22 protein-coding genes and 2 tRNA genes are annotated in these 22688 nt (G+C 41.6%); 5 read left to right on the plus strand and 19 right to left on the minus strand.

Annotated features, from left to right (window positions below; translation table 11 throughout):
• Window positions 1-26: 26 nt before the first annotated feature.
• From uxuA to Q0E03_RS06235, 9 genes are all read right to left on the minus strand, one after another.
• Entirely contained in the window at window positions 27-1091 is a 1065-nt protein-coding gene (gene uxuA / locus Q0E03_RS06195) for a mannonate dehydratase (RefSeq protein ID WP_297130491.1), read from the minus strand.
• Between the two features lie 55 nt (window positions 1092-1146).
• The gene (locus Q0E03_RS06200; RefSeq protein ID WP_297130494.1) at window positions 1147-2334 is read right to left on the minus strand and encodes a sporulation protein YqfD; all 1188 of its coding nucleotides are present in this window, start codon (window positions 2332-2334) and stop codon (window positions 1147-1149) included.
• Complete coding sequence (locus tag Q0E03_RS06205) at window positions 2327-2581, minus strand: YabP/YqfC family sporulation protein (protein WP_297130497.1); 255 nt, start codon at window positions 2579-2581, stop codon at window positions 2327-2329. The genes Q0E03_RS06200 and Q0E03_RS06205 overlap by 8 nt, the downstream gene beginning before the upstream one ends.
• Window positions 2582-2621: 40 nt before the next feature.
• The gene (locus Q0E03_RS06210) at window positions 2622-3482 is read right to left on the minus strand and encodes a CorA family divalent cation transporter (protein ID WP_297130501.1); all 861 of its coding nucleotides are present in this window, start codon (window positions 3480-3482) and stop codon (window positions 2622-2624) included.
• A gap of 92 nt (window positions 3483-3574) precedes the next feature.
• Window positions 3575-4099, minus strand: a complete 525-nt coding sequence (locus tag Q0E03_RS06215) for a TetR/AcrR family transcriptional regulator (RefSeq protein ID WP_297130503.1) — start codon at window positions 4097-4099, stop codon at window positions 3575-3577.
• A gap of 197 nt (window positions 4100-4296) precedes the next feature.
• On the minus strand, window positions 4297-5556 hold the full coding sequence (locus Q0E03_RS06220; protein WP_297130504.1) for a 3D domain-containing protein: 1260 nt from the start codon (window positions 5554-5556) through the stop codon (window positions 4297-4299).
• 550 nt (window positions 5557-6106) lie between these two features.
• Window positions 6107-8383, minus strand: a complete 2277-nt coding sequence (locus Q0E03_RS06225) for an ATP-dependent helicase (RefSeq protein WP_297130507.1) — start codon at window positions 8381-8383, stop codon at window positions 6107-6109.
• Window positions 8384-8458: 75 nt separating this feature from the next.
• Window positions 8459-9676, minus strand: coding sequence for a sodium ion-translocating decarboxylase subunit beta (locus Q0E03_RS06230; protein ID WP_288528091.1), 1218 nt, complete (start codon window positions 9674-9676; stop codon window positions 8459-8461).
• 15 nt (window positions 9677-9691) lie between these two features.
• On the minus strand, window positions 9692-10123 hold the full coding sequence (locus Q0E03_RS06235) for an OadG family protein (RefSeq protein WP_297130511.1): 432 nt from the start codon (window positions 10121-10123) through the stop codon (window positions 9692-9694).
• A gap of 168 nt (window positions 10124-10291) precedes the next feature.
• On the opposite strand from Q0E03_RS06235, the gene Q0E03_RS06240 reads away from it, so the two are divergent.
• Window positions 10292-10426 carry a hypothetical protein gene (locus Q0E03_RS06240; protein ID WP_294836126.1) on the plus strand — a complete coding sequence of 45 codons (135 nt, stop codon included), beginning with the start codon at window positions 10292-10294 and terminating at the stop codon, window positions 10424-10426.
• 209 nt (window positions 10427-10635) lie between these two features.
• On the opposite strand, the gene Q0E03_RS06245 is transcribed toward Q0E03_RS06240, so the two are convergent.
• Genes Q0E03_RS06245 through lexA form a run of 7 tightly spaced genes read right to left on the minus strand, consistent with a single transcriptional unit; the run spans window position 10636 to window position 16313 of the window.
• Window positions 10636-11580, minus strand: coding sequence for a biotin--[acetyl-CoA-carboxylase] ligase (locus Q0E03_RS06245; RefSeq protein WP_297130514.1), 945 nt, complete (start codon window positions 11578-11580; stop codon window positions 10636-10638).
• Between the two features lie 25 nt (window positions 11581-11605).
• Entirely contained in the window at window positions 11606-12469 is an 864-nt protein-coding gene (locus tag Q0E03_RS06250; RefSeq protein WP_297130517.1) for a DegV family protein, read from the minus strand.
• A gap of 3 nt (window positions 12470-12472) precedes the next feature.
• Window positions 12473-13750: a hypothetical protein gene (locus Q0E03_RS06255; protein WP_297130520.1), complete on the minus strand. Its 1278-nt coding sequence runs from the start codon at window positions 13748-13750 to the stop codon at window positions 12473-12475.
• 24 nt (window positions 13751-13774) lie between these two features.
• Complete coding sequence (locus Q0E03_RS06260; RefSeq protein WP_297130523.1) at window positions 13775-14365, minus strand: HAD family hydrolase; 591 nt, start codon at window positions 14363-14365, stop codon at window positions 13775-13777.
• 1 nt (window position 14366) lies between these two features.
• Complete coding sequence (locus Q0E03_RS06265) at window positions 14367-14867, minus strand: dCMP deaminase family protein (protein ID WP_297130526.1); 501 nt, start codon at window positions 14865-14867, stop codon at window positions 14367-14369.
• 15 nt (window positions 14868-14882) lie between these two features.
• Window positions 14883-15701, minus strand: a complete 819-nt coding sequence (locus Q0E03_RS06270) for an Mrp/NBP35 family ATP-binding protein (protein ID WP_297130529.1) — start codon at window positions 15699-15701, stop codon at window positions 14883-14885.
• 21 nt (window positions 15702-15722) lie between these two features.
• Window positions 15723-16313, minus strand: coding sequence for a transcriptional repressor LexA (lexA, locus tag Q0E03_RS06275; protein WP_297130532.1), 591 nt, complete (start codon window positions 16311-16313; stop codon window positions 15723-15725).
• A gap of 223 nt (window positions 16314-16536) precedes the next feature.
• On the opposite strand from lexA, the gene Q0E03_RS06280 reads away from it, so the two are divergent.
• Window positions 16537-16613, plus strand: a tRNA-Met gene (locus Q0E03_RS06280).
• A 4-nt stretch (window positions 16614-16617) separates the two neighbouring features.
• Window positions 16618-16692 (plus strand) — tRNA-Glu (locus tag Q0E03_RS06285).
• A gap of 555 nt (window positions 16693-17247) precedes the next feature.
• On the opposite strand, the gene Q0E03_RS06290 is transcribed toward Q0E03_RS06285, so the two are convergent.
• From Q0E03_RS06290 to Q0E03_RS06300, 3 genes are all read right to left on the minus strand, one after another.
• Window positions 17248-17670 carry a flavodoxin gene (locus tag Q0E03_RS06290; protein WP_297130535.1) on the minus strand — a complete coding sequence of 141 codons (423 nt, stop codon included), beginning with the start codon at window positions 17668-17670 and terminating at the stop codon, window positions 17248-17250.
• Window positions 17671-17686: 16 nt separating this feature from the next.
• Complete coding sequence (locus Q0E03_RS06295) at window positions 17687-18241, minus strand: DUF3793 family protein (RefSeq protein WP_297130538.1); 555 nt, start codon at window positions 18239-18241, stop codon at window positions 17687-17689.
• 240 nt (window positions 18242-18481) lie between these two features.
• A complete protein-coding gene (locus tag Q0E03_RS06300; protein ID WP_297130541.1) occupies window positions 18482-18619 on the minus strand; it encodes a hypothetical protein in 138 nt (45 codons plus the stop codon).
• 295 nt (window positions 18620-18914) lie between these two features.
• Here Q0E03_RS06300 and Q0E03_RS06305 point away from each other — a divergent pair, with 295 nt between their 5' ends.
• Window positions 18915-21590 (plus strand): glycosyltransferase, encoded by a 2676-nt coding sequence (locus Q0E03_RS06305; RefSeq protein ID WP_297130544.1) that lies wholly within the window; start codon window positions 18915-18917, stop codon window positions 21588-21590.
• Window positions 21591-22631, plus strand: a complete 1041-nt coding sequence (locus Q0E03_RS06310) for a glycosyltransferase family A protein (RefSeq protein ID WP_297130547.1) — start codon at window positions 21591-21593, stop codon at window positions 22629-22631.
• The last annotated feature ends 57 nt before the right edge of the window (window positions 22632-22688 follow it).

The following is a 22688-nucleotide window of genomic DNA, read 5'->3' on the forward strand; positions in this document are numbered from 1 at the left end:
TATTGTCCTCGTATCTGAATTGATGTTTATTTTCTTGATTTTTCAACTGCTTCCCAAAGTCCGTTGAGATAGCACGCACCGAGCGCTCTGTCGTAAAGTCCGTAGCCCGGTCTTGCAACCTCGCCCCATATCATTCTGCCGTGGTCAGGACGGATATATCCGTCAAAGCCGACCTCCTGCAAAGCCTTTACAATCTCGTACATATCGAGAGAGCCTGCATTGCTTTCGTGTGCGGTTTCGTTGAACCATTGATTGTTAATCTGCACATTGCGAAGATGCGCAAAATAAATTCTGTCGCCTGCCGATTTGATGATTTCCACAATATCGTTGTTTGGACTTGCACCGAGTGAGCCTGTGCAAAGGGTCAAGCCGTTGTATTTTGACGGCACCATTGCAAGCAATTTTTCGACAGCGGTTTTGTCCGTGATGATTCGTGGAAGTCCAAAAATGCTCCACGGCGGGTCATCGGGATGTATTGCCATTTTGACATCACATTCCTCGCAAGTCGGCATAATCGCTTCAAGAAAATACTTCAGGTTTGCCCACAAATCGTCCGCAGTGACATCCTTGTATTTTTCAAAAAGCTCCTTGATTTCGCCCATTCGCTCGGTTTCCCAACCCGGCATTGCATAGCCGTTTGAATTGTCGTCAATCTCTCTGAACATATCCTCCGGTGACTTGCCCTCCACCTGCTTGCCGTCATAGCAAAGGCAGGTTGAGCCGTCAGGCAAAGGCATATAAAGGTCGGTTCTCGTCCAGTCGAAAACAGGCATAAAGTTGTAGCAAATCACCTTTACGCCGACCTTTGAAAGATTGCGAATAGACTCCTTGTAGTTCTCGATATACCTATCTCTTGACGGCAGACCGATTTTGATGTCCTCGTGCACATTTACACTTTCGATACATTCCATTGTAAGCCCCGAAGCGGTGATTTCGTCATACATTGCCTGAACTCTGTCCATAGTCCAAGCCTCACCGGCAGGCAAATCGTGGAGGGCGGGAACAACGCCGACCACATTTGGTATTTGTTTGATTTGGTCAAGAGAAACAGTGTCTTTTTCTCTGCCAAACCATCGAAATGTCATTTGCATACGCTTATCCTCCGTTTGTTTATCATCTTAATTTTAGCACATCATTTATGCACATTCAACTGTTAATCTTTGCTTTTTCAGAAAAAATTTGAACCTCCTCGCCGATATTTTCAAGCACCTGAGCATTGCACTTTGCCTCTGCCGAATTGAAGTTCAAAGTGACATCTATCTGCTTCGACTCAATGTTTTCCCTCCCGAATTCGCCGACAAGTTTTTGTTCGGCAAGTTTTTCGGCAAGTTCAAGCAGAGCCTTATCCGACAAATTGACCGTGTAGATGTTATACTCTCTTACGCAAGTTTTGACTATGCCGATTGGCACGGGGCGTTCGTTGATTGTGAGATACGAACTGTGCCGTTCAAGTTCTGCCGTTTCTTTTTGGATTTTTCCGACATACAGCGGAAGATACAATCCGAAAAACGAAATCGCCTTATATTCTTTTTCGCCGAGATATTCACGTCTGCACTGCTCACGGCTGACGGTCAGGGTGAACTGCTCGTTGACCCTTGCAACAAAATCTCCGCTTGCATGTGCAAAAAAGTTTTCCTTTTTCTCCTCGGGAGCATAAACGCCCGACACAAGGATTGTGCCCTTTGTCACGCTGTCGCCGACAAAAGCCTGCTGCCAGCCGTCCTTGACCATTGCCGACACAATCACTCCGTCCTTAACTGCCGTGAGATTTGTGTAGTCCTTGCTCTCGATACTCGGTTTTGGCGTCGCTTCTTGTATTTCCACCCGTGCTGTCGTGCCGATTCGATTTATGTGCACCCACGCAATTTCATCAAAGCTTGCAAGCATCAAATCTTCAATCCGTTTTTTCTCCTCAACGTTCCAATGAGTGCCGATGCGAAAATCGTTTTTGTCCAAAAACGATTCAATTCGGCTCTGTTCAATGGTTGAGTTGCCGACATATTCGATATTCCACACAAAGCCCGAAAGAAAGCAAAAAAGAGCAACGCACAGCACACAGCCGACCGCCAAGCCCGACCGTGACATCAACCGTGACGTATAAAACGGCAGACCGCATTTTTTGATTATCTTCACCTTGCCGCCGTGACGAAAAGCAATTCTGTGCAAATATTTATATACCTGCACAGGACACCTTGCCGTGAGCCTGCTGTCGCCGCAAATATCATAAATATTCAGCCCAAGACGAAAGCACTCGTCCAAAAAATCTGCCGAAAAACCGCCCGAAAACGAAAACTCAACATAGCCGATGAACCATTGAACAACCCTGTTAATCACTGCAATACTCCACGGAAAGAATATCACCGTCAATCACAGCACCTTCAGGCGAAAACTCGTTTATGCTCAGCATTGAGCCGACAACGACAAGGCAGTATTTTCCGAGATTGATTTTTATTCTGTCACGGCTGTATTCCACAATCCCCTTTAAGCCGTCCACAACGCACTGTGACGAGCCGACAAGGTGAACATGCGGACACTCACAATAACCCACAACGGTATTGTTCAGCCTCTCTTTTTTCTTCATAAAATCACCGTAGAATTTTATGCGCAGTAAAAAAGAAATATCACCGTTTGAGTTTCAACCACACAAACATTCCGACAGTCACGGCAAGCGAAAGTGCAATAACAATTCCCGCGCCGTATGGCGAATTAATGAGCGGCAGATTTTTAAAATTCATCCCGAACCAACCCGTAATGAAACCGAGCGGTGCAAAAATCACGGTTACGACTGTAAACAGTTTCATCGTGTTGTTAAGCCTTAAATCAAGCGCCGACTGATAAGCGTCTCTGAGATGCACAATGCCGTCAATCAGCATTTTTGAATTCTCTCGCAACCTGTCCGCCCTTGCGCTCAAAAGGTCAAAATATTTCAGCTCATCTTCCGGAAAGATTTCAAAATCATTGTCGCCGAGTTCCTCTATTATGTCACGAATTTTTGAATAATATCCGCCAAGTGCAATGCACCTCTGCTTTTCGCAATAAAGCGTTTTGTTAAGGCTTTCACTCTCCCTGCCGTCAAGAATTTGCTTTTCCGTCACCGCAAGACTCTTTTGAAAATCGGCAAGAACCTCATTTTCGTTTGCAAGCAATTCGTCAACAAAAGCATACAAAAGCCTTGCATTTGAAATTTCTCCGCCACGCAATCTTGAAATCGTGTTTTGCACGGCGGTCAAATGCTTTTTTGTGCAAGCGCTGACAACAATCACCGCCTGTTGCCTGACATAGATATTGCACTCCTCAAAACAAACACAAATACAGTCCCCGCCCTTAAAATAAGCGGGCGTTCCCATGCCGTTTTTCGGCAAATCAAAAAGCCTGCCAACCTCGTCAAGCTCGGATACACCAATATATCCGAGTGACAGGTCGCAGGCTTGAGCCTCCTCAGCGGTTACATTTTCAACCTCATCACGAAAAGCATAAAACATAAAATCACCTGTTTTAGTATTTCAAAAAAACAGATGATTATACATTTTGTGAATACAGCAAAATTGCCGATTCGACTATTGAGTTTTGCCGATTAGTTCTTTCTGATCATATCTGAAAGAGCTGTAAAAAGAATATCTTTGTCGTTTTTCAAATCCGCATTAATCACAAGACCTGTTACGGCATAAACAATAAGTGACACTCTTGCATAATCAACCGTACCCGGCTGAATGTTATTGTTTGTACAAATTGTTTCGATAGCTGATTTTTGCAACTTTTCTGTTACAGGAATAGCAAGTCTGCTGTTCTTGTACTTTTCAATAATATCGGCGTTGGCAATTATGTTGTTGATAATATCTGTGACAACGACACTTGGATTAACGTGAGCCTGCTGAATGTTGACAGTTGAAGCATAATCGGAAACCGATGCCACCAAACCCTCAATGATTGACTTTACACAATCCTCAATGCTCTTGTAGTGAAGATAGAATGTACTCTTGTTAATTCCTGCATCGCTGCAAACCTTAACAACTCTAACCTCATCCAAATTCTTGTCCTTTGTTTGTTCCAAAACAGATACCAAAATTGCCCGTCTTGTTCTCACAATTCTTTTATCCATAAACCTTTGCCTCCTTGTGAAAACTATAAAATTATTTATTGATTATATTAGCACATTTTCAACTATTTTTCAACATATTTTTCGCTAAATTAACAAGCCAATAACAAATAAATCCGCATACCTACGGTATACGGATTATGAGTCTTTTTTGTAATTAAAATGTGCTTGATTTTTTGCACTTTTTTGGGTGTCAAATGTTACCAGCCGAGTCTTACAATTTCGATTGTGCAACCGCCAACGCCGAGTTTGTAACATTCGCTGTGACCGCCAGGAGTGAAAATATCAATTCTGCCCTGACGTGACAAGCCGCTGCCTCCACGGTCAACCACCGTGTAGTTTGTGCCGTCAACGCTGATAACTGTGCCGAGCGGCAACCAGTTGCATGCAACATAGTGAGGGTCATCCATACCGTTCTTGATTTTCTTACCGGATGATGTGATACCTCTTGAATTGCCGTTGCAAGTTGCACAAGCACAATAATGGCTGTATCTGCCTTTAATAACCTGACCAAGCTTGTAGCCGTTCTTCGATTTTACGCCGTTAGCCTTTACTTCGCTTGACGAGTCGTCATCTTTCTTTGACTTTTTCTTTTCGGTTTTCTTTGTGCCGACAACAACTTCTTGTTTTGTTGCTTCTTTTGTTACAATTCGTGATACTTCGGTTGAGTCCTTTTCCTTACCGTTAACAAATCTAACTTTGTAAGTTACTTCTACCTCACCGTTTTCGCCCTTTGTGATGACCTTCTTTTTGCCGTCTTCAAGGGATTTATCCTTTGTTTCTACTGTTGAATACTTAACTTCTTCTGTCTTTTCGACTGTTTTGTACTCAACTCTTTTAACCTTGATCACAAGGTTCTTTTCAAGTTTTGAATCAAGTGACGGCTCGGTGTAGTCGTCCTTGCCGAGTGTTACGCCTGCTGTTTTGAGCAAGTCTGCAACAGTGCCGTTTGTCAAAGCAAACTTTGCTTCTGTTCCGTCAGCCTTAAGAGTTACATACTGTGCGGATGTAATCTTAATTACCATACCGTCTGTAATCTCTGTGTTTAGACTGTAATTGATTTGGTCGCTATTCTTGACATTGACGCCAAGCTGTGAAAAAGCTTCGCCGACCGTGTGCGAATAAATCTGATACGCTGTAATGTTTCCGTCAAACTCAACATAAATGGTGTTAAGTCTGTTTACTACAATACTGCCGCCCTCCGACTCCTTAAAATCGGATATGTCCAGCTTATCGCCGGCAGATATCACAATACCTGCGGATTTGAGAATCTCGATAGGTTCCGTCTCAGTTGTAGTAACAGCTACACTTCTTGAGCCGTCAACAATGCTGACTGTGTATTCGTCAGAGGTTTTTGCAAAAGCCGTACCCGCAAACATTGTGACAAGAAGCACAAGCGCAATTACTATTGTCAGGACTGTTCTGAAAAAACGTTTGCCTGCAAATGATTGGTTAGTCATCTTAATCTCCTTACTTTCTTAACAAGTGAATTTGGCATTTGTGGAGCAAATTCCCACATCGCCTAATATCATTTTGTCACGAACGCTTGCTATTATAGCGAGATTTCACAACAAGTCAAGTCGGTGGAGTAATATTTTTTGTGCAACATTGACAAAAGGTTACAGCCGTAATATTATTGTAACTTTTAAAATGTCCATATCTTGTGGTTTTGAACTTTTGTGCTTTATCACACTAAATTGAATATTTGGGAAAGGTGACGAACTTCTTACAAAACCTTACGATTTTGTAACATTTTTGCATTGGAAATTTTTGGCAAACGCAAGATATAGTATTAATTTTAAAAAAGTGCGTTTTTTATTTCCACATATAGAATTTCGCAAAATATTTTATTGACAAACATTTCACAAACTTTTGTGCAGTTTTTTATGCTTTTGTTCTTCCTGTTTTCAACCTATATATTATAATATATAAATTATATACATTAATAAGGAAAACTCAGTTAACAAAATCCGACAAAAAAGAGGGCAAACAACTGCCCTCTTAAAATAATCATAATTTTTGAAGCTTGGCAAAGTTTGCCATAAGCTTCTTTGTGCCTGCCTTGTCAAACGCAATTTCCATAAGTGTATCGTTGCCCATCGGTTTTGCCGAAAGAACAACGCCCGTGCCGAAAGATGCGTGACGAACGGTGTCGCCGACAGCATAAGTTTCTGTGCTCGCCTGCGGTTTTGTTCCGCCAACCTGGCCGAACGAGTGAGCCACGGTGCTTGAGCTTCGTCTGCCCTCGCCGATTGGAGTCGATTTGCTGTACTTATACGGCTTTGCAGGTGAGCCGAAGTGGTCGTTATAACTGCCCGGTGAATAGCTCGACTGCATTCTTACCGTCTTATCCTCGCAGATGTCGGTCGGAATTTCGCCGACAAAACGAGAAAGCATATTTCTGCTTGTTGTGCCGTAGAGCATACGCTGACGAGCCGACACGAGATACAATTTTTCTCTCGCACGGGTGATGCCCACATAAGCAAGACGGCGTTCTTCTTCAAGGTCCTCATCGCTGTACATACTCTGATTGCCCGGAAAGATGCCCTCTTCCATACCCGGAATGAACACAACAGGGAATTCCAAGCCTTTTGCCGAGTGGAGAGTCATCAGCACAACGCTGTCCTCGTCCTCATTATACGAATCAATGTCAGAAACAAGCGCAACATCTTCAAGGAAAGTTTGAAGGGTGAAGTTTTCGTCATCCTCCTGATACTTGACGAACATTGACGAAAGTTCCTGAACATTGGCTTTTCTGTCGTCTGCCTTTGACGGGTCGTCCTCTTCGAGATACGCAAAATACTCGGTTTGCTCCAAAATCTCCTGAAGCAAATCGTTCACGCTCATTCCGTCCTCTAAATCCTCACGGAAGCCATTAATCATATTGCAAAATGCCTTTAGCTTATTTGCGCTTCTCTGCGTCTTTGCAAACTCATCTGCCTGCTCGCAGACTTCAAAAGCAGTCATTTTGTTTGCCGCGGCAATTTCCAAAATGTAATTGAACATAGTGTCGCCGATGCCGCGCTTAGGAGTGTTAATTATTCTTTGAAGTCGAACATTGTCGGCTGTGTTGTTGATGAGTGCAAAATACGACACAATATCCTTGATTTCCTTGCGGTCAAAGAAGCGGTTGCCACCGATAATTCGATAAGAAATACCCGATTTTGCCATCATAATTTCTATGTTTCGGCTCTGCGCATTCATACGGTAAAGGACTGCGTGATCCTTGTAGCTCATTCCGTTTTTAACATTTTCGTTGATTTGGTCGATAATGAATTGCGCCTCGTCAAGCTCGTTGTTTGCGGTATAAAGCATAATTTTGTCGCCGTTTTTGCCTGCATAGGAACGGAGTCGCTTGTCGGCAAGTCTTGTCTTATTATTGGCGATAACAGCGTTGGCAGCGTCAAGAATATTCTGCTTTGAGCGATAATTTTCGGCGAGTTGAAGCTGAATAACCTTTACGCCCTCATCTTCGTATCTTTCCTTAAAACGCATAATATTTTCGATTGTAGCGCCTCTGAAACGGTAAATACTTTGGTCATCATCACCGACAACACAAATGTTGTGATATTCGCCTGCAAGCAAATATGTAAGCACATACTGAGCGTAGGAAGTGTCCTGATACTCATCAACAATGATGTACTTGAACTGGTGCTGATAGGTTTCCAAAACATCGGGATTTTCCTTGAGAAGTCGAACCGTGTTGAAAATCATATCGTCAAAATCCATTGCGTCCGAACGCAAAAGTTCCTGCTGATAATCACGGTAGCACTCGGCAATCTTGGATTTTCTGAAATCATTTTGATTGGTGTGCTTATACTCTCTCGGGTCGATAAGGCTGTCCTTTGCACGGCTGATTTCGGTCAAAATCGCACGGTGATTGAGGAACTTGTCATCAATTCCGAGATTTTTCTGCACACGCTTCATAACACGCTTTTGGTCGTCTGTGTCGTAAATTGTGAAATGCTGTGTGTAGCCGAGTCTGTCGCCGAAACGGCGGAGCATACGACTGCACATACTGTGGAAAGTCTGCGCCCAAATGTCGTTTGCCTCAACACCTATTGTGTTTTCAAGTCTTTCTTTAAGTTCGCCTGCCGCCTTGTTGGTAAAGGTGATTGCAAGCACCTGCCACGGACGGGCATAGCCATCTTTGATGATATGCTCAATTCGTTTTACAACAGTTGCGGTTTTTCCTGTTCCTGCACCTGCAACAACAAGCACAGGTCCGTCAACAGTGTCGATAACCTGCTGTTGCTCACGATTTGGTTTTACTGCGTCTTTGTTCATAATATTTTCCCTTTGTGTCAAAAACAGAGGTGGAACGGATTGTACCACCTCTGTGAATTTTTATTGTGTTTGTTCTTATCCAAGAAGGGTAAGCAAAATACCTGCTGCAACGGCAGAGCCGATAACACCCGATACATTCGGGCCCATAGCGTGCATAAGAAGGAAGTTTGACGGATTCTCCTGCTGGCCAACCTTTTGCGACACACGAGCAGCCATTGGAACAGCGGATACGCCTGCCGAGCCGATAAGCGGATTGATTTTGCCCTTTGTAATAACATACATAAGTTTGCCAAAGAGAACACCGCCGGCTGTACCGAATGCAAACGCAATCAAGCCGAGAAGAACAATCTTCAAAGTGTTGAGATTGAGGAATGACTGTGCAGAAGTTGTTGCACCGACCGACAATCCCAAAAGAATTGTAATGATGTTCATAAGTTCGTTTTGAGCCGCCTTTGCGATACGTTCTGTCTGTCCGCTCTCTTTGAGGAGGTTGCCGAGCATAAGCATACCGACAAGAACCGCAGCGTCAGGAAGAAGAAGCGAAACGATAACTGTTACCATAATCGGGAACAAAATCTTTTCGAGCTTTGAAACAGGACGAAGTGTGCCCATAACAACGCTACGCTCTTTTTTGGTTGTGAGTGCCTTCATAATAGGCGGTTGAATAACAGGCACGAGAGCCATATAGCTATACGCCGCCACGGCTATTGTGCCAAGCATTGCCGGAGCAAGTTTTGAAGTTACGAAAATGGCGGTAGGACCGTCTGCACCGCCGATGATTGCGATTGAGCCTGCCTGCTGAGGGTCGAAGCCCAAAACAATAGCGATTACATAAGCAACGAAGATGCCGAGCTGTGCGGCAGCACCGAGAATGAATGATGACGGGTTAGCAATAAGTGAGCTAAAGTCAGTCATAGCGCCGATACCGAGGAAGATAAGCGGAGGATAAATTCCCGCCTTAACTCCAAAGTAAAGGAAATCCATCAGACCCGGCGTGAGTGTGTTGCCTGCCGTGTCGGTCATTCTGCCGGCCACCAAATCAATGAAGCCCTGCAAATCGTGATACTGCACCGCAAGGTTTGCACCCGGCAAATTGGCAAGGAGCATACCAAATGCGATTGGTATCATCAAAAGTGGTTCAAAGCCTTTTTTAATTCCCAACCAAAGGAAGAAAAAGGCAACGATGAGCATAATAAGATTTTTATATCCGCCGTCTGCGGTAAAGAAGTAAGCATATCCGCTGTTAACAAGGATACTTTTAACTACTTCCCATACACCCTGTAATATTTCCATATAGGTTTGTCCTCCTTAAAACGGTCTTGTATTATCCACAACAGCAGCCTGTGCCCAAGGATTGCGGGTTGAAACAGGACTTGCTTTGCGAGATACGGAGCGAATGACCGCCGAACCGCCCTCCATTGCATAAACGGCAGCGCTGATAGCCGCAACAACCTCGCCGCTTATACCTTCTTCAATAACAGGAGCGTTTGTCGGAGCAGGAGCTGGAACGCTCTCACTTGCCTTTGACAAAGCAGCTTCCATTTCACTTTGAATTTTTTTTGCTTCTTTTTTCTTTGCATTTGCCTGTGACTTTGACACAACCGCACCAAACGCATAAAAAACGCCGATTAAGACAAGCAATGTGCACAGAACAATTCCGATTCCGGCAACAATTACGGTTGCGGTAAAAGTTACAGACCTATCCGCAATAATGCCTGCTGCCAATGTTATAGTATCCATACAACAATTATCCTCCGTATAAAATTTCATACATCATTCATTATATAGCATAGCCAAACTTTTTTCAACAATTATTTTATATAAAAATATTAAAAAAACCGCAAAATACTATTGATTTTCTTTGCAAAAGTGTATATAATAATGTTATCGATCCTTTGGAGGTGGGTTATGAGCAAAGAAGCACTTATAATTGCAATCCTTATAGCGCTTATCATCCTTTGGTTTGCAGAGACCCTTGGGATGCAAAAAACCTCACGAATTCTCGCCGGAGCGATTGATCTTGGTTTCGCAGTATTGCGCTGACAATACTATCTTGATAATAATAAAAAAACGCATTCTTCCCAAATCGGATGCGTTTTTTTATTTTGTCAAAACAAAAATGCCGTGGGTTGATACCTACAGCATTTTTAAAGCCCTTTTATCCTATCTTAACCCCTCAGTCGTGAAAACACGACAGCTCCCCTTGCAACAAGGGGAGCCAATCAAAAAATATAACAGCGTTATTTGGAACTTTATCTTGTTCTGACGGTGATTTCGCCGGAGCGGAGGGTTTCGTGAGTGCCGTCTGCAAGGACGACCTCAAGTCCGCCGACATCGTCAATGCCAACCGCGGTGGCGAGAGTGACAATTCCGTTTTTGATAAAATTGATTTCCTTGCCGACAGTCATACTGTGTGAGCGATAGTAATCAATGAACGCGGCATAATCGCCCGTGACGATTTCGTTCAGTTCATTTGCAATAGCAGCAATAAACTCTGCTCGTTTGACAGGTGCTTCAAGGCACGAAGCATTTTGCACATCCGACGGAAAACTGTGAGTTTTGAGATTCACGCCGATACCTATTATAACAGAATCTACCGTCTGAGTTTCAAAATCCGTTACAGCCTCGGTCAAGATGCCGCAAATCTTTTTGCCGTCAACATAAACATCATTCACCCACTTGATTTGCGGGGTGACATCCGTCAGCTTTTCGATAGCCCTGCACACAGCAACCGAAGCAGCAGTTGTGGCGGTGACGGCATTTTGAAGCTTCGCCATAGGATGAACAACAAGGCTCATATAAATTCCTGTTTTTGCAGGAGAATAAAAGCTTTTGCCCTGTCTGCCTCTGCCTGCCGTCTGTTCTTCTCCGACAACAAGCAACGGCTTTAAGTCGCCGTCAACAATAATTCGCTTTGCTTCATTGTTTGTGGAATCAATACTTTCGTAAAAAGCAATGTTGCAATCAAAATCTATATATCTTTTCAGTTCGTTTTCGTTCAAAATATCATTATCCAAATCAAGCATATAGCCACGATTTGTAACAGCTTGGATTGTGTAGCCTTCAGCCTGAAGCGCCTTGACAGCTTTCCACACACCTGCACGGCTTTTGCCGAGGCTCTGTGCAAGTTCCTCACCGCTGACATATTCGCCGCTGTGCTCGGTCAAATAATTCAAAATTTCTTCTTTAAGTGCCATATTATTAATTACATTATATATAGGATTATTTTTTGATATAGAAAATCGCAAATGTTTTCGGTCCGCAATGAGATGAAATTGTGCAACCCGCGTCGGCAACGATGACCTGATTGAACTTGTCCTTACCCTCAATTACGCCCTTTGCAAATGCCAAAGTTTTTGGCGACACTCCGCCGCTTTCCGCAATAACAACACGGTCAGGCTCAATACGTTTTATCTCATTCATTCTGTCGGTGATGTACTGCTTATAAACAATATCGATTTTGCCACGGTATTTTTTTGCCACCTCGAGCTTGCCTGTTTGATTGTCAACCGCAATGGACGGCTTGATGCCGAGAACATTTGCGCCAAATCTTGCAACGGTTGAACATCTTCCGCCCTTGTGGAGATATTCGAGTCCGTCAAGAACAAAGGTTGCGCTCACCTTTGGCACAAGTTTTGTAACCTTGTCGGCAATTTTTTTGGCGTCCAAACCCTTTGCACGAAAATCGCAAGCCTTGAGAACCAAAAGTCCCTGTGCGGTGCAAAGCGTTTTTGAATCAACGCAATAAACATCATCAAATTCGCTTGACGCAACAATCGCATTTTGGAACGATGACGAAAGTCCTGACGAAAAGCCGATGTGAACAACCTTTTTGCCCTCGTCAACAAGTTTTTTGAACACCTCATAATATTCCGCAGGGGTGACCGCCGAAGTCTTTGGAAGCACGCCCGTCTTTTCAACATACGCATAAATATCATCGGGTTTGATGTCAACGCCGTCACGATACACGCTGTCGCCCAAAAGAATTGTCAACGGAACGACTGTGATTTCGTTTTCCTCAATCAACTCCTGTGGCAAATCACATGTAGAATCTGTTGTAATCGCAATGTCCTTAATGTTTGTCATTTATCACTTAACTCCAAAATTAATTTTAATCTTGCTTATGTTCTCTCTCTTATACGGCTGGTCAAGATTTATGGTTAATACTTCGGCACCTCCCGAACCGTTTGACAGTTCGGCATTATAGGAAACGTCAAAATTATTTGATGTGCCGTCATTTAGAGTAAGACGAACCGAAAAGTCTTTATTTTTAACAAGGCTCTTTTTAAAAGTATAACCACTATTTGCATAAAGAATAATCTTATTTTGATTTATTTCAATGCGTGAAATCTTATTCAAATCGCTTGAATTCTTTGAAAAATCCTCTGTTTCAAGATTGGAATCAACAGTTCCTTCAAACTGAACATAATCAATAAGAGTGTCACCGCCTTTGGCTTTGTTTGCATTTTTGCAAACAGACTTCCACTCGTTGCCGTCATAATCGTATCTATATGCACCATATTCCATATTCGGCTTGAAAGACATTGTTTTACTTATAACATTTGCCTCTCTGGTTACATCGGTCAACGTAAGCATACATTTGATATATCCTGCGTGCTGTACTTCAGATGTTTCCTTATACTTTATGTCAATAGGGAATGACACAAAAACGCCATTATCCTCAACTGTGTATTCGGCACTTCCGCGACTCCATCCGTCAAGCGTCATATAATTACCGTTTTTGTCTTGAAGTGTATGGAACGGATTGTAATAACCGTCGGGAACACCTGTTTTTCGGTCAAACTTTATTTCTTGATATATATAGCACATAGCAACATAAGCAAGTTTTTTGCAAGTTTTCGCCTGACTTATTTCAATCTTAACTTTTTCATCAATTATTTGCTTAGTAGTTGCTCTTGTCAAGGCGGTAATCTTATATTTTAGCGTTCCGTCCTTATTATCTATTTCCGATAAAATATAAACACCGTAAACATAGCTACCGTCCTCGTTAATATCGTTTACAGCCTTAATGATTATTTTGTCGGTAGGGTCAGAACCCATCTGTTTGAAATAAAGCTGCGGCTTTTCAAGGTCGATATAAGGGCTCCAATTCTCAAAATTATACTCAACGCCCTTATGCGTCATAATTATCTTGTCGCCCTGCTTATAAAAATGATAATCCCTTTTGTTGTTTTCACAAAGCAGCACTTTGTCGCTTTCTTTTTCGGTTACGGCAACTTTGGTCATCGTAACGGCTTTCTCGGCGCTTCTGTCGGTTTTAACTGACTTTTCCGCAATAAAATACGAAGCAAACACAGCGCAAACCGTGAGCAACAAAACTAAAAATATATCGGCAATTTTTCTCATTAAAAACTCTCGTTTCTTTTAATTTTAATCTGAATAAACATCATTGTAATCAAACGGCACTTTTTTGCTGTGCTCGATATGATAGCACTGATTCTTTGCAAGTGAAAAAATATACTTGTCATGTCTGTAAGAATCAGAATAAACATCCATAACTTCCAAATCTTCAGGCTTATGTACCTCGTAAAGACGGCGCACTTTTTCCTCGGCTCTGCAATTTTTGCCAACAATAACGCCTGTCTTTCTGTTGTGACGAGAGCAAATAAGCTCATCAACCTTCAAGCGGTTTGCAATTTCTTCAAGCAAAAAATCAGGGCTTGCACTTATAATAATGCTGTATCTTTTTCTTTCAAGAAACCATGGGTGCACCTTGTTTATGTACTTGTCCCAAAATTTTTTGACAGCCTTTTCTGTCGGTATCATAGGCAAATAGAGGTAGCAAGTGCGTTTGAACTCGGTAAATCCAATTAAGCCAAGTCCCAAAAGCAAGCCTGCAACCACAACGATTGGCAAAATAATTATACACCACGGATAGTGGATCATACAGTACATAAAAAACAACGAACCACTGTCAAACGGAACTATTGTTTTGTCAAAATCATAAATATCAATCTGCATATTATACATCACTTTCGTCAAATGAAATTTCAAGTTTTTTGTGTGAAGCCGTGAACTTTGTGAGTTTCACTCCGGCTGACAAAAACATCTTTTTGCTTGCAAGAGTGCTTTCTGTTTCGGCATACTTGTCGGACATATACACAACCTCTTTTATTCCGCTTTGGATAATTGCCTTGGCACATTCATTGCACGGAAAAAGCGCAACATAAATCCTTGCACCGCTGAGATTGTGACCGCCCGAATTCAAAATCGCATTGAGTTCTGCATGGCAAACAAACGGATACTTTGTGTCGTTTGAACATTCGCCACTTCTCTCCCATGGATACTCGTCATCACTGCAACCACGGGGAAAACCGTTGTAGCCGACAGACATAATTTTGTTGTCATCGCTGACGATACAAGCGCCAACCTGCGTGCTCGGGTCTTTGCTTCTCATAGATGAAAGAAGCGCAATCCCCATAAAATATTCATCCCACGAAATATAATTTTCTCTCTTTGGCATATACCGTTCTCCTCATCAATCAAGTGCAGACACAAACTCATCAAGTTCAGGACAATCAACATCCTCAACTCTGCCCTCGTCAACAAGCTTTGCAACGCTTGGGTCAATCGGAAGCTTTGCAAGAACAGGAACTCCGAGTTCCGATGCTGTTTCGTCAATTTGACTTTCGCCGAAAATGTTGTGCTTCTTGCCACAATCAGGGCACTGATAATAGCTCATATTTTCAACCAAGCCGAGCACAGGAACATTCATAATCTTTGCCATATTGAACGCCTTGTTGACAATCATCTTTACCAAATCCTGCGGAGTTGTAACAATAACAATTCCGTCAACAGGGAGGCTCTGGAACACCGTGAGTGCAACATCGCCCGTTCCCGGAGGCATATCAACAAAGAGATAGTCAAGCTCGCCCCAGTTTACATCGGTCCAAAACTGCTCAATAACGCCCGAAATAACAGGACCTCTCCAAACAACCGGTGAGTTGACATCTTCAAGAAGAAGGTTGATTGACATCATTTTTACACCTGTTTTGGTGACTGTTGGCAAAAGACCTGTTTCGTCCTGCATTGCCCTTGATGTTATACCAAATGATTTTGGAACTGACGGACCTGTAATATCAGCGTCAAGAACGCCGACCTTGAGTCCTGCCTTTTGGCATTTTGCGGCAAGCAAACAGCTTACAAGGCTTTTGCCTACACCGCCCTTACCCGATACAACGCCGATAACTTTCTTAATATTTGAATTTGCATTCATTGGTTTCAAAAAGCTTTGTGGCTCTTTTCTTTCTGCGCAGTTGCTCGAACAACTTGAGCAATCGTGTGTACATTCACTCATTTTTTCCACTCCTAAATTATATTAATAAGTTCTGATTACCATATTCACCTTGCCCAAAATTGCGACCTCATCAACGATAATAGGCTCGTAAGCATCATTTTCAGGTTGAAGCCTGAAATGACCGTTTTCTTTGTAAAACCTCTTAACCGTTGCCTCGTCGCCAATGAGAGCAACAACTATTTCGCCGTTTGTTGCAACGGGGGTTTGCTCAACTATAACCGTGTCGCCGTCCAAAATTCCGGCATTTGTCATCGAGTCGCCCCTAACTCTGAGAGCAAACATATTTTGCCCCTTGTTTTTTACGGGAACAGGAATATAATCCTCGATGCTTTCGACTGCCAAAATCGGCTGACCTGCCGTAACCGTGCCTACAAGCGGAACGTGATACGCCTTTGTGTCGTAGCCCTTTATGCGAATAGTTCTTTTCATCAAAGGGTCACGCTCGATATAGCCGGCTTCTTCAAGAGAATTGAGCATATACTGAGCAGATGACGGCGAGCGATAGCCCAAAGCCGTTTCAATCTCTCTTACGGTCGGCGCAACACCTCGTTCATCAAGACATTTCTTAATAAAATCAAGGCATTTCTGTTGTTTAGCACCCAACTTTTTCATTTAACCCTCCGACATAAATTATAATATAGTTAATTTTATACATCTTATATATTCAATATACTATCACCCAAAAGGTATAAAGTCAAACAAATGTACCCCTTTTAATAAAAAGTTTAAAAAAGAGAGTGATTATGTGGCGAATTTTACACTTTTGAAAAAATTTTTAAAAAAAGTGTTGACAAAAGAGATGTTTTACGCTATACTCTTGCTTGCAAGTCAAAATGGCTTTATAGCTCAGTTGGCTAGAGCATGCGGTTCATACCCGCAGTGTCACTGGTTCGAATCCAGTTAAAGCCACCAATTCGGCCCGGTGGTCAAGAGGTTAAGACACCGCCCTTTCACGGCGGTAACACGGGTTCAATTCCCGTCCGGGTCACCACAGAAGGAACATCAAACGATGTTCCTTTTTTCATACTGTCGATAAAGTCCCTGAAGCACGCCAATATTATTATAACCACATTAGCCTCCTCTTAAATATAAAGGGGGAGATAGCAACACGAAGTGTTGACGGAGGGGTTTTAAAAATGCTGTAAGTATCGAACTTACAGCATTTTTGGCGTTTTCCGTTTTTTGCTCAGTCGAAAGAAAAAGGCTTCCAAAAAATCCGTGGATTTTTTGGAAAGAGGAAAAACATATGTAGTATACTTACAAAACTATGTTTTGTTCTATACGGAATATGTTTTGACGATATACATCTTCCTTCGCAAGAAAACGAAATTCAGAAACTTTCTCAACAGTCTTAAATTATCCAAAAAATTTTTAATATAACAAAAAGCGAACGACATAGCCGCTCGCCTTTTGTTTATTGGATTAGGAGTAGAGAAATAGGAACAATTTTACTTTTTAACCAAGTTTAAACTGTTCCAAACATCTTTAGCGACTGCTAAACACATTTGGAGCAATTTAAGCCGAAGCTCAAATTGTTCATAGGGCTCTAAGCCAGCATTTTACCCAATTCTTTGCATTTTTCTATTGTTTCGTCATCAGGAGCGTCATTACAAATCACGCTGTCGCAAACCAAATCTACACCGAGAGATTTGCAGTCGTCCTCCCATGTTTGCATCCATTCACCGTTGCCCCAGCCATACGAACCAAAAAGTGCAATTTGCTTACCTTTAAGTTTGCCTTTGCAAGAATCGAACATTGGCTCAAATTCTGTATCTTCAAGTTGTTCGCAACCCATTGACGGGCAACCGAACGCTATGAAATCATAATTTTCTGTCATATCGGAGTTAAACGAATCCGCCGTAAAAAGTTCTGCCTGTCCGCCAACGGACTTTACACCTTCAACAATTGCGTCTGCCATAGCAGCCGTGTTGCCTGTTCCGCTCCAATATACAACCGCTGTTTTACTCATAAATTCACCGTCTTTCTTAAAACGCTCTGACAGTAAGTTTTGCTATGCTTCTGCCTTTGAGCCAAAGTTTTGTATATACTTCTTTGCACTTGTTAAATTTTGCAAAGGTTTTTATTGCTTCACACTCGTTACAGTAAACTTTCCAACATCCGGTGCACTTACTGTTTTGCCCCGCATTTTCGATAAATCCTTTGACATCATCAAGCGGATATCCAAGAAAAATTCCGATTTCGTGCGGAAACTCCTCCGTACAAATCAAACGGGATTTTAATCTTTCAATGCACGCTTCAACATCCGTGTTGCAATAGCCGTAATCTCTTAACAAATCCGACACGCCGTCCTGTTGCAAATCGTGTGCCAATTTTGATTTCCTCACGGCATAAACAAGCGCACTGTTTTCACTTTTTTTAAGCACCAAAAGGCATACACCCGTGTCTTGCAATTCGTTGTTTATCTTTTCAACAGATGATGTGAGAAGCGCCTCGTCGTCAAACAAAACATTCACAAGATTTGCTGTTTTCAACGATGCAAGAGTTGGCGAGCAATGCTCTATCAAGTACTTTTCAAGCATATTTTTTCTTCCTGTATTGTGTGCGAATATTCTGCGTCAGCAAGTTAGCATATGCTAACCGCACAGTCAAAAAAATAAAGCACTTTGCTTCATATGATATATTGACTTTCGCTTGTTTTGTCAGTTAGCAACTGCTAACCACAGACACATAATACCATCTCTCACAGCATTTGTCAACACTTTTTTCAAAAAATTTGAGGCATTTTCTTTTGAAGCCTTGTTGTTTTCGTCATCGGTTTTTTAAATGCCGATTTCAACACCGCTTGTATTTTCAACATCACTGTTATCATATTTTAAAATCTTGGTTAACGCCAAATCGTTATCTACCCAAGAGGTTGTCCAAATAATTTTAATTATACACAAAAACATTATTGCCAAATGCACAAGAAAGCAGGGCCAAAAACGCCGTAAAAAAAGAAAAAGCCCTTATTCTTTTGTGCAAATCCAACAAGAATAACGCCTTCTTTCTGTACAAAACTATGTCAAAAACATATGTCAAATCGTAGAACACAACACTAAAATTGTCAATACTTTCCCCGTTTTTGGTCGTTATTTTTTATTTTTTAACAGGGCTATTTTCTTTTTATTTGACAATTCTATTGATATATCGGTTATTATAAAGTATAATATAAAATGATAAAAATGTATAAAACTCAACAAAAGAGGAAACAGAATGAACAGCAACACACAATTCGATTACAAAGTTTCGATAATCATTCCTATATATAATTCGGAAGAATTTATTTCCGACACCCTTGATTCGTTGGTCAATCAAATTTTTGACATTGACGAAATGGAGGTGCTGATGATTGATGACGGCTCTGTTGACAGAAGCGCCGAAATCTGCAAGAAATACGCCGAAAAATACAGCAATTTCAAGCTGTATCAAAAGGAAAACGGCGGTGTTTCAAAGGCTCGTAATTTTGGAATAGACAAGGCTCGTGGAAAATACATTATGTACCTCGATGCCGACGACACATATTCAAGCGAAACAGTTAAAAATGTTGTCGCATTTTTTGACGAGCACTACGATGAGGTTGACTTGGTTACATTTCCTCTTACTCAATACATTCTTCCTGAAATGGAAAAAACTCCGGCACACACAAGATACCATATTTTAAGGCAAACAGGTATTTATGATTTGAACGATTTTAACAACATATACATTGTACAAACAACAATGAATATCTGTGTCAAAAACAAGCCGGGCAACAACAATCTTTTTGACCCTAATCTTTTGTTGCAGGAAGACCAAAAATATATCACCATTATGCTGATGGAAAAAATGAAAATCGGCTTTTGTCGTGAAGCAAGCTACAATTATTTCAGACACGAGGGAAGCACCACAATCAGCAAATTCTATCCTCAAAACATCTTTGAAAAATCAACAAAATATTTTGAATGGCTCTTTGCGCAATACGAACCGGGCAAAATACCAAAATACATCCAAGCCATCGTTTTTCACGATATGAATTGGAAAAACAGAAGCGACATCTTGTATCCATGGCATTTGGAAGGTGAGGCATACAAAAAAGAATATCAGCGCCTCATCAACTTGCTCAATCAAATTGACGCAGATGTTATCAATGCTCACCCGACAGTCAGCAACTTCCACAAGCAATACTTCCTTTGTTTAAAGGAAAACAACCCTATCTACCCATTCATTTCAAAGCGTGGAGTATTCTTGATTAACTCCGACAATTCTCAGGTTTCGTATTTTTGCAGAAAAATAGAAATTATGATGAAAAGAATTTCGGTTCACAACAACGAAATGACATTTTTGGGACACATCAAATCACCGCTTTTCAACTATTTGGACAAGCCGAAAATCGTTGTTTACGAAAACGGCAAAAAGATTGACAAAGAGATTGATTTGTTCCTGTCGTCATACAGCTATTACAGATGCAAAACAAAAACAAACAATTTCTGGGCATTCTACTACACGACACCTATCGACTGCAAAAAATCAATTGAATTTTTTGTTGAAATCGACGGTATGGAGTGCATCACAAAACTAAAAGCATCACCAAATCTTCCGTTCTATGATGATATGAGAAGCAGTTATGTAATTTCAAATGCGGAAATTGCACTTGATGACAACAATCTTGTTGTTGCTCCGCTGACTCCCGAAGAATTCGACGAAAAGCGTGCGCTTATAGACAAAGAATATATCAAACAAACAAGGATTTACAATCATCGTGTAAGTTGCAAAAAATATGCAAACCGCAGAATTTGGCTTTATTGCGACTGCTACACCGTTGACTACGACAACGGATATTATCAGTTCCTAAACGATTGGAACAAGCAAGACGGTGTTGAAAGATATTACATTATCACCAAGGATTTCAGCGAAATCAAAGAGCAATTCACTCCTGAAATGTACAGTCATTTGGTTTCGTTCGGCTCAACACATCACAAAGATTTGTATTTGAATGCCGAAAAAATCTTGACCTCGTATTCAGAGCACGACTGCATAAATCCGTTTATTGAGGAGGACGAAGAAAACGATTATCTCGACTTGTTAAATTCGGAAATAATCTATCTTCAACACGGCATTTTGCACGCAAAACTTCCGTGGTACTATTCATCCGAGAGCAGATTGGTTGACAAGGTTGTTATCTCATCTCCGTTTGAAAAAGAAAACCTTATGAAAAACTACGGTTGGCGTGCCGACCAACTCATCGAGTGCGGTATGCCTCGATACGACCATATCGACAGAAACGCACCTGCAAAGAACCGAATCATCTTTGCCCCGTCATGGAGAAGCTATCTCATCGGTGCACTTTCTGTCACCGAATCAAAGCTTCAGCGTGAAACTTGCATTGGAAAGCTGAAGTCATCAAACTACTATAAAAACATCACCGAATTCATCAACAGTCCAAAACTTCACAAGCTGTTGGAGGACAACGATTTATACCTTGACGTTAAGCTCCACCCGAATTTCTATGAGCCGTACAAACAAACCGTTACAATCAACAGCGACCGTGTGAACATCACAAACAACAAGGTTGATTTGAGCGACTACAAAATGTTTTTGACCGACTTTTCGTCATTTGTTTTTGACTACGCTTATCTCAACCGCCCTATTCACTATTTTGTGCCTGACTACATCGAATTCATTTCGGGTATGAACCACTACCGTGAACTTGATATGCCGTATGATAAAGCGTTCGGCACACTTTCAAAAGACCCGCAAGGGGCTGTTGACGCAATCGAAAAAGCAATCAACAACGGCTTTGAAGTTGAAGAACCGTTCAAGGACAGAATGGAAAACTTCTACTATCCGCTTGAAAACTGTTGCGAGGATTTGTACCAATATCTTATGTCTGAAAACAAGGAGGAAAAGTAAATGAAAAAAATTACGGTCATTCTTCCGCTATACGAATTGTGCTCGGATGTTAAGCGTGCAGTCCTTTCAATCAAGCGTCAAAGCATCGGCAACGAAGTTGAGCTGATTATCGTTGATTTTCGCAAATTCAAAGCTCCAAACGGATACGACAAAAACAAAAACGGCAATGTTCCCGACTTTGTAAAAACCGACAAAAAGATTGCAAAAATCAAGAATATCCACGAATATCTTGACGACACGGGACTTGAATTTGAATTCATTTCTGCCGACAAGGAAGCACCGTACACCGCCCTCAGCACCGCAACAAAAAGTGCAAACGGCGAATACATTATGTTCCTGTCGCAGGGCTGTGTTTTCACAAAAGATATTCTCGAAATTATGTACAACCGTGCAGTCGAAAAAAATGCCGACATTTTGATTGCAAATTCAATCAAACAACGAGGCAAGCAAATTGAAATTTCGCCTGTTGCAACCGAGGTTTACAAAAATGACGAAAGCAAGAATTTCGCCGAAAAGCAAAGCGTTTTGGTCAAAGACAATTCCATATACAACAAGATGTTCAAAACAGAGGTTGTTCACTCTGCCGAGGCTGAATTTTCAAGGCTCAACACACCGAGAAATGTGGAATTTTTGACAAAAGTTTTTGCAAAATCAAGCAATGTTTATTTCATAAATCGTGACGCATATCTCTGTGATTTCAAGCGTTTTTACGAATTTGAGCACACCCACAATTTGGATTACAGCCTCGGCTGTGCAAACTCACTTTTGCAAACAATCAACCGTGCTTCAAAATTCACGGACAAGAAGTTTGCAAAGGAACTTATTTCAAGCTTTGTTTCACCGCTGTTTGAAAACGCTCAAAGCTCTGTAAATTCACAGCTCCGAGCAAAATGCGTAGAAATTTATCACGCTCTCTCAAAGGCTTATCCCGACAGCAAGGCGGTCAAGGAACTCGCAAAGAAGTATCCCGTTGCCGAGCAGAAAAACTACAAGCGAATGAGGGTTATTCTTTCAAGAGCAAAGCACAAAATCATTCATTAAAAAATGTGAGATTACCATATTTGGTAATCTCTTTTTTCATTTCATCACTAAAACTGA

Source organism: uncultured Eubacterium sp. (assembly GCF_934525195.1).
In the GTDB taxonomy this organism is placed as follows: Bacteria; Bacillota; Clostridia; order Oscillospirales; family Acutalibacteraceae; genus Eubacterium_R.